This window comes from uncultured Cetobacterium sp., from assembly GCF_947038635.1.
Taxonomy (GTDB): domain Bacteria; phylum Fusobacteriota; class Fusobacteriia; order Fusobacteriales; family Fusobacteriaceae; genus Cetobacterium_A.
This window is the reverse complement of record NZ_CAMQXC010000069.1, coordinates 1-11496: the sequence shown is the minus strand read 5'-3', so window position 1 is coordinate 11496 and position 11496 is coordinate 1. Positions and strand designations below refer to the sequence as shown.

Sequence of the window (11496 nt, the reverse complement as noted above, 5' to 3'; positions counted from 1 at the left end):
GCAACAACAGCAGGATTTAGTGCAAATTTAATTGTAGCAGGTACAGATGCATTATTAGCAGGAATTTCAACAGAAGCTATGAAAATTGTTAATCCAAACATAACAGTTTCAGTTGTTGATAACTGGTATTTTATGGGAGTATCCACATTTTTGCTAGCTATAGTAGGAACTGTTGTAACAGAGAAAATAATAGAGCCAAGATTAGGGAAATATACAGGTAAAAAGATAATTGAAAGAGAAGCAGTTAATCATCTAGAGAAAAAAGCTTTAAAAAAGGCAGGTATTTATGTAGGAATATATATTCTGTTTTTAGTAGCAATTGTTTATCCTAAAAATAGTTTTTTAAGAAATCCAACAACAGGATCTCTTTTAAATTCTCCACTACTGAATGCAATAATTCCACTATTATTGATACTTTTTTTAATAGCAGGAATAACTTATGGAAAAAGCGTTGGAAAGATAAAGGATATGTCAGATATTCCCAAATATATGACTTTAGGAATAAAAGATATGTCTAGTTATATTGTCTTAGTTTTTATGATTGGACAATTTATAGCGTATTTTAATTGGAGTAAATTGGGATTTGTTTTAGCTGTAGAGGGTGCAGATTTACTAAAAAATCTTAACTTAAGAGGAATACCTTTATTTGTGATGTTTATATTACTTTCGGCGTTTATAAATCTTTTTATTGGAAGTGGATCAGCTAAATGGGCTTTATTAGCTCCAATATTTATACCTATGTTTTATATGTTAGGTTATAATCCAGCTTTAACTCAGATGCTTTACAGAATAGGTGATTCAACAACAAATGTAATATCACCATTGTTTCCATATATGCCAATAGTTTTAGGGTTAGCCCAAGAGTATGAAGAGGATTCAGGAGTAGGAACTGTGATATCTTTAATGTTACCATATACAATAGCTATGTTAATAATGTGGATTCTTATGGCTATTATTTGGATATACTTAGGGATACCATTAGGACCAGGTGCTCCAATAGATATTTAAATAAATTTGTAAAAATTATATTAATTTCAAAGAATTTAACTTCTCTTTTGGTAGTATATAACAAAGATTATATAAAATTAAAAGGAGATAAAAAGATGAAAATTATTTTAATTGTCTTATCTATGATGTTATCAATTACATCTTTTTCTGCAGAGGAAACAAATAATTTAAATACGAATGCTCCAACAATTGAAAATGTATCAGTATCCAATATGGCCAACGAACAATTTATTCAAAATGTTATGGGAAATCTAGGAGAGGACTCAGAGAATATGGAGAAAATGAATGAGATTGGTGAATTAGTAGATGCTGAAGTTCAAAAGGAAAAACCAGATTGGACTAAAGTTGAAGCTTTGTATAATGAGTTATCAATGTACACGAATAAAATGGCAGTGAATATGATGAGAACCTTAAAAGAGGGTGGACTTGATAAAAGTGAACCAAATTTTGAAGAGGAGATAAATAATGAAATTATGTCTGACATGGTTTTAGATGATGATGTGACATCAAACTCTATGGATGAAAAAGAGGTTATGAAAGCTATAAAAAAGGGAATGTCAGATAGAGAGCTTGAAAGAATGGAATATTTAAGTTCTAAAATAGCAAAAGAGATAGAAAGACCAAAACCAGATTGGGATCAAGTAGAAAAAGATTATAATGAGTTATCTAAATATACAAATAAAGTAACAGTTATAATAATGAAAGTAGAAAAAGATAAAAATGGAGCTCAAAAGTAGCTCCATTTTTTATTATATAAACTATTTACCCTAAAGCCACATCTAAAAACATCATTATAGCAAAACCAAACATAACTCCAATAGTTCCTGAATCGTCATGACGAATCTCTTTAGCAGTTGGAATAAGTTCTTCTGCTACAACGTATATCATAGCACCCGCAGCAAAAGCTAGTGCATAAGGAAGTAAAAAAGTCATTTTAATAACAAATATAGCTCCAATAACGCCAGCTATTGGTTCAACAATACCAGAAGCTTGCCCATAAAAAAAAGCTTTTCTTCTACTCATTCCGTCTCTTCTTAAAGGAATGGAAACAGCTGCTCCCTCTGGAAAATTTTGAAGACCTATACCAATAGATAAAGCAATTGCGGAAACTAGTGTAGAAGTAGACTCAGGACCAGTTACAGCCAAAGCACCAAAAGCCACACCAACAGCAAGACCTTCAGGAATATTGTGAAGAGTTATAGCTAAAACTAAAAGAATACTTCTTCTCCATTTAGTTGAAATCCCTTCAGCATTTGATATAGGTTGATTTTGATGAAGATGAGGTAAAAATTTATCAATAGACCAAAGAAAAATACCACCAAAAAGAAAACCTATAACAGCCGGTTTCCATCCAGGTAAGCCAATACTTTCTGCTAATTCAATGGCAGGATTTAATAGAGACCAAAATGAAGCTGCAATCATAACACCAGAAGCGAATCCAAGCATTCCATTTAATACTTTTTGATTTATAGTTTTAAAGAAAAAGACCATAGCAGCTCCAAGCATTGTTACAAAATATGTAAATAAAGTGGCCAAAAGAGCCTGTAAAACAGGATCTAAATTTTTTAAAAATTCATACATAAAAATCCTCCTCAGTTGTTTAATGTAGTACTTAACTTACTCTTACAAGTTTATTATAAAAATCCTTTAAAATTAAAAAGGAATTGTATGGGTTTCATTTAATAATAAGTCACAGACTTTAGTGCAAGGAGGTTGGAAAATGGATTTTAAAAATATAAATATAATGGTGGGAATTGCCGCTTTGTTTTCAACAGTTTCATTAAATTCGTATAGTAATGATTTAAATGATAGCCATCTACAAAAAATGTTAAACTATGAGATAAAATCAGATAGTAAAATATATACAGTATTGACACCTTTAAAAGATGTTATTCCACAGAATTTAAAGGGGTTTAAGGAATATGATGAATATGCTCATAGTCTTATGATGTCAAATAGTTCACAAGTGTTTTTAACAAAAGATGTGGGAAATAATTTTGTAATATACATGATACCTCATCATGAAGCAGCAGTAATAACAAGTGTTGGAGTTTTAAAATATACTCAAAATCTAGAGGTTAAAAATTTAGCTAATAGGATAATACACGCTCAAGAGAGAGAAGTTGGAGTTATGCAAAAATTATTAGAATCAGGAGAGTTAAGAGGGAATGATAGTGAAAAATTCCTACCTAAAATGAAGAAAATAATGATTAAAATGATGAAAAGTATGAACTCTTACAATGGACAACTAAATAATGCTGCTGATATAACAAAAAGTTATTTACAAAATATGATTATTCATCATGAAGGAGCAGTAAGCATGGCAAAAGAGTATTTAAAATTTGGAAAAAATAAAGAACTAATAAAAATGTCTAATGGAATTGTTTTAAGTCAAGAGGAAGAGATAAAAGAGATGAAACAGATATTAAAAAAGGCAAATTAAACATTTGCCTTTTTTTTATAAAATATTTAGAAATTTTTTAAGTCATCTTGCACATTACTAATTGTTCCTAAATTAAAATTATCTATCAAAACTTGAAGAACATTAGAACTTAGGAATGCAGGGATAGTAGGTCCTACGTGTATATTCTTAAATCCAAGATATAATAAAGCTAAAAGAACTAAAACAGCTTTTTGCTCATACCATGCAATGTTAAATACAATTGGTAAATCATTTACATCATCTAATCCAAAAGCTTCTTTTAATTTTAATGCAATGACAGCAAGAGAATAACAGTCGTTACATTGACCAGCATCTAAAATTCGAGGGATTCCACCGATATCTCCTAAATCTAATTTATTGTATCTATATTTAGCACAGCCAGCAGTAAGAATTACAGAATCTTTAGGTAAAGCTAAAGCAAATTCAGTATAATATTTTCTATCTTGCATTCTAGCATCACAACCACCCATAACATAAAATTTCTTAATAGCTCCAGATTTAACAGCATCAACAATTTTATCAGCTAAAGCTAGAACTTGGTTATGGGCAAAACCAGCAATAATTTCCCCATGTTCAATTTCAACAGGAGGTTTACAAGCTTTTGCTTTTTCAATAATTTCACTAAAATCTTTGAATCCATTTTCGTCAGCAAGAATATGTTCGCACCCTTCCATACCGGCAGAGTTTGTAGTGTAAACTCTTTCAAGATATTCAGCTAAAGTTCCTCTAGGAGGTACTAAACAGTTACTTGTAAATAGAACAGGACCATTAAAATCAACAAATTCTTTTGTTTGATGCCACCAAGAACCACCATAGTTTCCTACAAGGTTATCATATTTTTTAAAAAATGGATATGCATGACCAGGTAACATTTCAGAGTGAGTATAAACATCAACACCAGTACCTTTAGTTTGCTCTAAAAGCATTTCTAAATCTTTTAAATCATGTCCAGATATTAAGATTCCAGGTTTATTTCTAACTCCAATATTAATTTTAGTTATTTCAGGATGTCCATATGATGTTGTATTAGCCTTATCTAAAAGAGCCATTGCATCGACACCAACTTTACCAACATTTAAAACCATTTGAACTAGTGCTTCAATAGATAAAGAGTCGTCATCGACATTAGCTAATGTTTCTTCGATAAATCTGTATATAGAAACATCCTCATATCCTAAATTAAAAGCGTGCTCAACATAGGCACACATTCCTTTTAATCCATATATAATAGTTTCTCTTAAAGAACGGATATCTTCATTTTCAGTTCTTAATACACCAACTTTTTCAGCATAATCTAAAAGTGAATCATCTGAGCTAAGGTCAGTTGGGCAATTAATATATTTTGCATATTTTTCAGGAACAGAGATTTTATTATTTAATAGCTCTATTTCTAATGCTGATCTATATGCCTCTCCAGTTTCAATCTCTCTTATAATAGCTTCATCATGAAAGTTAGCATTGGTAATTGTAACAAAGAGAGCATTTACAACCCAACGGTGTAAATCATCAGTTATAGGAATTTTATCATTTAAAAGTTCAATATAAGCAGAAACAGTTTTAGCCATATGTATTAATAAATCCTGTAAATTAGCAGTTTCAGATGCTTTACCACAAACGCCTCTAACAGTACATCCTTTATTCATAGCAGTTTCTTGACATTGAAAACAAAACATAGACATAGATAACCTCCTAAAAAGTTTTATTTATATTTTTAAAAGTAAAAAAAACTGAGGTATTAAAAAGTATACCCCAGTAAAAAAATTATTCTTTTTCAAACTCATCTTTTGAAGCACCACAGATAGGGCAAACCCAATCTTCAGGAACAGCTTCCCAAGCAGTACCTGCAGCAACCCCATTATCAGGATCTCCTGTAGCAGGGTCATAAATCCAGTCACAAACTTTACATCTCCATTTTTCCATAAAAAATACCTCCTATGCTAGTTAATGTATCTGTGATATTTTTACAAAAAAATTATAGATTTCCTTTTAAATTTATAAAAAAATTAAAGGATATATTTATTAAATCTATAATATAAATTATAGAGAAAGCATATTTTAGGAGGAAGTAATATGGAAACAGTTAACAGTTTACTACAAATAAAAAATAGTTCAGGAGAACCCCTACTACAAACGTTAGGTCATGATGCAATTGAATTCTTAATAAGAACTCTTGTTTTTATAATTATATTGTACCTAGGTTCATATTTCACAAAAAAAGTAGATAAATATATAGATAAAATTCCAGTGGTTAATCAAGATATAAATACAAAGCAATTTACAAAATCAGTTACAAAATTGGGATTAAATGTGATGTTTTTTTTAATAGGATTATTGGCATTTGGTTTTAGTGAAGCATCAATAGCGACTATGATTAGTGCCATTGGATTAGGTGTAGGTATCTCTTTAAAAGAGTTTCTATCAAATTTAGCTGGTGGAGTAGTACTATTTTTTACAAGACCTTTCAGTATAGGAAATTTCATAAAAATAAATGGTGTAATGGGAGAGGTTGCTAAAATAGAGGTATTTTCAACATATATAACTAGTTTAGATGGAAGAAGAGTTATAGTTCCAAATAATGTAATGATTAGTGGAAACATTATAAACTATGATGCAAATCTTTTTAGACGTATAAAGTTAATGTTATCAGTATCTTACGACTCTGATATGAAAAAGGTAATTAGCATATTGGAAAATATAGCAAATACTTATGAAGGATTAAATAAAGATAGAGAAAACTTTATTCATACAATGGAGTATGGAGATTCAAGTATAAATATATTATTTATGGTTTGGACACCAACAAAAGGCTATTATAAAGTTAGAGGAGAGCTAATGGCTTATATTTTAGAGGTGTTTAATAAAGAGGGTGTAAATGTTCCATTTAATATTTTAGATGTAAATGTAACTGAAAGTAAATAGAGAGGAGAGGATTATATGAAAGACAGAATAGTTAGAGCTCTATTTTTTTCAGGTTTTTCAATAATAACAGGGTTAATAGTGGGATTTATAGACGTATTTTTTTCAAAAGGATTGATATTAGCAGCAAATTTACGAGTGGAATATTTTAATAAGTTAATTATTTTTTTACCCTTTGTAGGAGTTTTAATGATATTTTTATATAAAAAATATGGAAAAGGATCTTTAAAGGGAATGGGATATGTATTTGAAGCTGCCCATATGGAAAATGTAATTATTCCCAAAAGATTAATTCCATTCTCTATTATTTCAACTTGGGCTACTCATCTTTTTGGAGGTTCAGCTGGTAGAGAGGGAGTAGCGGTACAAATTGGAGCAACAGTGGCAAATACAATAACAATATATGTAGAAAAAAAGATAAAGTTAAATATAAATGATTTAAAAAAAATTCTTATTTCAACAGGAATCTCTGCAGGGTTTTCAGGACTTTTCGGAACACCATTTGCTGCAACAATATTTTCTTTAGAAATTTTAAATATGGGTGTTGTTGAATATAAAGCTTTATTTCCAGCATTTTTAGCAGCATATACAGCATTTGGTGTATCAGAGTATTTTGAGATGAAACATTTTCATTTTTTAATAGAGGAATTTCCAAAAAATGATATGAGGAATATAACAATGTTTTTAATGGCAACATTTATATTTGCAGTTGCTGGTTATTGTTTTGCATTTTTTTTAAAAAAGTTTAAAAAGAATAAATATATGATAAATTTGGATCCTATGAAAAAAATATTTTTTGGTGGAATAGTATTAGGATTTTTAATTTGGTTAGTTTATGGAGGGAGATATAGTGGATTAGGAACTAATCTAATTGATATAGCTTTTTCAAAAGAGCAGTTATACTCATATGATTGGATATTAAAGATGTTCTTTACTATTTTCACTTTAGGAATAGGGTTTCAAGGGGGGGAAGTTACTCCAATTTTTGCTATAGGTGCATGTTTAGGTGGAGTATTAGGAACTTGGTTTGGAATTCCTGTGGAATTTTTAGCAGCAATTGGATATTGTGCTGTGTTTGCGTCTTCTACAAATACATTTTTAGCTTCATTTTTAATAGGAATAGAGATATTTGGTTATAATATGGCAGGATATCTTTTTGTAGCTTGTGCAATGGCTTATCTATTTAGTGGAGAGTTAAGTATATATGAGGGGCAAAAAAAAGATCATTTAAAAATATAGAAAGATTTAGCTTGAGAGGATATGTTTAATACCCTCTCAATTTTTTTTATAGATATTTTAAAAGAAAAGATACTATAATTTTGTATAACTTAGCGACATAAACGACCTGCAAAAGATTTAAAATTAAGAGGAGGTGAAATTATGCTAGGTGTAGCTCTGTTGTTTGTAGGAATAGTTTTAATTAGTAATGGAATGTGTAGACTTTATAATGTAGATGGAAAAGCACAATCTGTAATGAATATATTTACCGGTGGATTAACTTTAATATTAAATATTGTTTCCATAACAAGAGGAGATTATTATAGTGGTGCAACTGGATTACTATTTACATTTACATATTTATATGTAGCTATAAATGGAATTTTTAATTTGAATCCTATTCCCTATGGATGGTTCAGCTTGTTTGTTGCAATAAATACATTGCCTGCCGGATATTTATCTTTAAAGTCAGATTGGAAAATGAGCATCATATGGTGGCTTTGGGGAGTTCTATGGCTAACAGGTTGGATAGAAACAGTTCCTAAAAAAAATTTAGGTAAATTTACACCTGTGTTAGCAATCTTTGAAGGGATAGTGACAGCTTGGATTCCAGGATTTCTAATGTTGATTGACATGTGGTAGAGTTCAAATTTATTAAATGAGGTGGTAAATATATGTATTTAACAACGAGAGAAAAAGAGAAGTTGATGATAAGTGTTGCAGCTGAAGTTGCAAGAAAAAGAAAAAATAGAGGAGTTAAATTAAATTACCCTGAAACTATTGCATATATTTGTGATGAAATAATAGAAGGTGCAAGAGATGGAAAGAGTGTAGAAGAATTGATGTCTTATGGACAAACGCTATTAAAGAAAGAGGATGTAATGGAAGGAATAGCAGAGATGATTCCTTTAATTCAAGTTGAAGCAACATTTAGAGATGGAACTAAACTTGTAACTGTACACAATCCAATTCAATAGTTTTTAATTAAAATAAGGAGGATATACTTATGATTCCAGGTGAATATATATTAGGTAAAGATAAGATAGTTTGTAATAAAGGGCACGAAGCAATAGAAATAGAAGTAATTAATAATGGAGATAGAGCAGTACAGGTTGGATCTCATTTTCATTTTTATGAAGCAAATTGTGGATTAGAATTTGATAGAGAAAAAACTAAAGGAAAAAGATTAGATATACCTTCAGGAACAGCAGTAAGATTTGAACCAGGAGATAAAAAAGTTGTAAAACTAATCGATTTTAGTGGTAGAAGAAGAGTTTTTGGATTCAATAATAAAGTTGAGGGATATTTAGACTAGGAGGTTCAGATTATGAGTTTTGAAATGGATAGAAAAAAATATTCAGATATGTTTGGTCCTACAACAGGAGATAGTATAAGACTTGGAGATACCAATTTGTTTGCAAGAGTTGAAAAAGATTTAACTGTATATGGAGAAGAATCAAAATTTGGAGGAGGAAAGACTCTAAGAGATGGAATGGGTTTAAATCCAATAGAAACTAGAGAAGGAAATCCATTGGTTGTAGATACAATAATAAATAGTGTTGTAATAATCGATTATACAGGAATATATAAAGCTGACATAGGAATTAGAGATGGAAAAATAATTTCTATTGGAAAAGGTGGAAATCCAGATTTAATGGATGATATAGACTTTGTTGTAGGAGCAAGTACAGAATCTATTGCAGGAGAGGGACTTATCGTAACTGCTGGTGGAATAGATACACACGTACACTTAATTACTCCTGATATAGTTCATGCAGCTTTAGATAATGGAATAACAACTATAATTGCAGGTGGTACTGGGCCTGCAGATGGAACACGGTCTGCAACAGCAACACCAGGAGCATGGCATATAGAAAGATTATTAGAAGCTCATGATGATTTACCTATAAATATAGGAATTTTAGGTAAAGGAGCTGGAGATAATGAAAGAGTTATAGCGGAACAAATAGAAGCTGGAGCCGTTGGATTAAAAATTCATGAGGATTGGGGTGCAACGCAAGCTGGAATAGACTATACCTTAAGAGCTGCTGATAAGTATGATGTTCAAGTTGCAATACATACAGATTCATTAAATGAAGGTGGATTTGTTGAACACACACTAAATGCAATAGCAGGAAGAACAATACATACATATCATACTGAGGGAGCTGGAGGAGGACATGCTCCAGATATAATGGTAATGGCAAGTCATTTAAATGTATTACCATCATCAACAAGTCCAACTAATCCATATGGTAAAAATAGTGTACCAGAAGAGTTAGATATGCTAATGGTTTGTCACCACTTAGACCCAAAAATTCCAGAAGATGTAGCTTTTGCAGATTCAAGAATAAGAAAACAAACGATAGCAGCTGAAGATGTACTACATGATATGGGTGTTATAAGTATGATGAGTTCAGATACTATGGCCATGGGAAGAATTGGAGAAGTAAATATGAAAACATGGCAATTAGCTGATAAGATGAAAAAACAACGTGGACCATTAGAGGGAGATAGTGAGTATTCAGATAATACTAGAATAAAAAGATTCGTAGCTAAATATACAATAAATCCAGCTATAGTTTCAGGAATAAGTAAACATATTGGATCAGTAGAGGTTGGAAAATATGCTGATTTAGTTTTATGGGAACCAAAAATGTTTGGAACAAAACCGATGATGATATTAAAATGTGGAACAATATCTTATGGAGTAATGGGAGATGCAAGTTCAAGTTTACCAACAACAGAACCAAGATTAGTTCGTGAACTGTATGGAGCTAAAGGAAAAGCTCTACATCATTCTCATATAACTTTTGTGTCTAAGTATGCTTATGAGCACGGAGTAAAAGAAAAATTAGGATTAGAAAAAATTGTACTACCAGTTGAAAATTTAAGAAATCTTACAAAAAAAGATATGATATTTAATGCAGAATTACCAGATATAAAAATTGATCCACAAACATATGAGGTTACAATAAATGGAGAATTAATTACATGTGATCCATTTGAAGAGTTTGCATTAGCACAAAGATATTATCTATACTAAATAACAAATCAGACGAGAGATTATTCTCTCGTCTGAAATTTATATTGTAAATAAAATTTATTTAGGAGGGAATATGTTATTTGAAAAAGTTTTGGGAAACATAAAAGAGGTTAAAGATAAAGATAGTTATGAAGTGGAAAAAATTATTATAAAAAGTGATGATTTAGAAAAGAAAATTTTAAGAGTTGAATCTGTAAATGGAAATGAATATGGTATTAGTTTAAAAGAGAGTGGAGATAAATTAGAAAATGGTTCGATACTATATAATGATGGAACTAAAATAATATTTATAGAAACAGATTTAGAAAAAGTTTTAGTAATTTCTCCAAAAGATATGAATCAAATGGGAGAGATTGCACATTTTTTAGGAAATATGCATACACCTATAAAAGTAGAAAATGGAAAAATATATTTACACTATGATAAATATTTGGATAACACATTAAAAGAAAAAAAATGTCCTTTTGATATAGAGTATTTAAAATTTAAAAGAGCCTTAAGACATATTGAGCATAGTCATGGGCACCATGGACATAGCCATGACTAAGATTAATGAAAAATCAATTACAACTTGGCAATTATTAAATATATTACAAGTTTGTGATTCTGCTTTTCCAATTGGATCTTTTAACCATTCTTATGGAATGGAAACTTATTTAAGAGAAAATGTTATATGTGATGCTCACACATTTAATAGATGGTTAACTATGTTTTTTGAAAATCAATATCTATACAATGAAGGATTAGCGATAAAATTAATTTATGAAATATTAGAAAAAAATGAAAAAAATGAAGTTTGGGATATAGATCAACTTCTAACAGTACAAAATGTAGCTATGGAAAGTAGAGAGGGAGCAAAATTAGT

General features: G+C 30.1%; 14 protein-coding genes. 11 read left to right on the top strand and 3 right to left on the bottom strand.

Features of this window, described 5'->3' with window-relative positions; translation table 11 throughout:
* The coding region (locus Q0V08_RS07630; protein WP_297433599.1) for an AbgT family transporter at window positions 1-1008 on the top strand (1008 nt) is incomplete at its 5' end.
* A gap of 95 nt (window positions 1009-1103) precedes the next feature.
* Window positions 1104-1745 (top strand): hypothetical protein, encoded by a 642-nt coding sequence (locus Q0V08_RS07625; RefSeq protein WP_257162832.1) that lies wholly within the window; start codon window positions 1104-1106, stop codon window positions 1743-1745.
* Between the two features lie 25 nt (window positions 1746-1770).
* Here Q0V08_RS07625 and Q0V08_RS07620 read toward each other — a convergent pair whose 3' ends face one another.
* Window positions 1771-2589, bottom strand: a complete 819-nt coding sequence (locus Q0V08_RS07620; protein WP_297433596.1) for a ZIP family metal transporter — start codon at window positions 2587-2589, stop codon at window positions 1771-1773.
* Between the two features lie 139 nt (window positions 2590-2728).
* On the opposite strand from Q0V08_RS07620, the gene Q0V08_RS07615 reads away from it, so the two are divergent.
* Entirely contained in the window at window positions 2729-3451 is a 723-nt protein-coding gene (locus Q0V08_RS07615) for a DUF305 domain-containing protein (RefSeq protein WP_297433594.1), read from the top strand.
* 26 nt (window positions 3452-3477) lie between these two features.
* On the opposite strand, the gene hcp is transcribed toward Q0V08_RS07615, so the two are convergent.
* Both hcp and rd read right to left on the bottom strand, forming a co-directional pair.
* Window positions 3478-5130 (bottom strand): hydroxylamine reductase, encoded by a 1653-nt coding sequence (gene hcp / locus Q0V08_RS07610; protein ID WP_297433591.1) that lies wholly within the window; start codon window positions 5128-5130, stop codon window positions 3478-3480.
* A gap of 82 nt (window positions 5131-5212) precedes the next feature.
* A complete protein-coding gene (gene rd / locus Q0V08_RS07605; protein ID WP_297433589.1) occupies window positions 5213-5371 on the bottom strand; it encodes a rubredoxin in 159 nt (52 codons plus the stop codon).
* A gap of 150 nt (window positions 5372-5521) precedes the next feature.
* Here rd and Q0V08_RS07600 point away from each other — a divergent pair, with 150 nt between their 5' ends.
* From Q0V08_RS07600 to Q0V08_RS07565, 8 genes are all read left to right on the top strand, one after another.
* Window positions 5522-6370, top strand: coding sequence for a mechanosensitive ion channel domain-containing protein (locus tag Q0V08_RS07600; RefSeq protein ID WP_297433587.1), 849 nt, complete (start codon window positions 5522-5524; stop codon window positions 6368-6370).
* A gap of 15 nt (window positions 6371-6385) precedes the next feature.
* On the top strand, window positions 6386-7606 hold the full coding sequence (locus tag Q0V08_RS07595; RefSeq protein WP_297433585.1) for a chloride channel protein: 1221 nt from the start codon (window positions 6386-6388) through the stop codon (window positions 7604-7606).
* Between the two features lie 141 nt (window positions 7607-7747).
* Window positions 7748-8227: an AmiS/UreI family transporter gene (locus Q0V08_RS07590; protein WP_297433583.1), complete on the top strand. Its 480-nt coding sequence runs from the start codon at window positions 7748-7750 to the stop codon at window positions 8225-8227.
* Between the two features lie 32 nt (window positions 8228-8259).
* Window positions 8260-8562 carry an urease subunit gamma gene (locus Q0V08_RS07585; protein WP_297433581.1) on the top strand — a complete coding sequence of 101 codons (303 nt, stop codon included), beginning with the start codon at window positions 8260-8262 and terminating at the stop codon, window positions 8560-8562.
* A gap of 29 nt (window positions 8563-8591) precedes the next feature.
* Complete coding sequence (gene ureB / locus Q0V08_RS07580) at window positions 8592-8900, top strand: urease subunit beta (RefSeq protein ID WP_297433579.1); 309 nt, start codon at window positions 8592-8594, stop codon at window positions 8898-8900.
* A gap of 12 nt (window positions 8901-8912) precedes the next feature.
* A complete protein-coding gene (gene ureC, locus Q0V08_RS07575; protein WP_297433577.1) occupies window positions 8913-10631 on the top strand; it encodes an urease subunit alpha in 1719 nt (572 codons plus the stop codon).
* Window positions 10632-10704: 73 nt separating this feature from the next.
* Window positions 10705-11178: an urease accessory protein UreE gene (locus Q0V08_RS07570; protein WP_297433575.1), complete on the top strand. Its 474-nt coding sequence runs from the start codon at window positions 10705-10707 to the stop codon at window positions 11176-11178.
* On the top strand, window positions 11171-11496 hold a 326-nt coding region (locus Q0V08_RS07565; RefSeq protein ID WP_297433573.1), incomplete at its 3' end, for an urease accessory UreF family protein. The genes Q0V08_RS07570 and Q0V08_RS07565, both read left to right, overlap by 8 nt.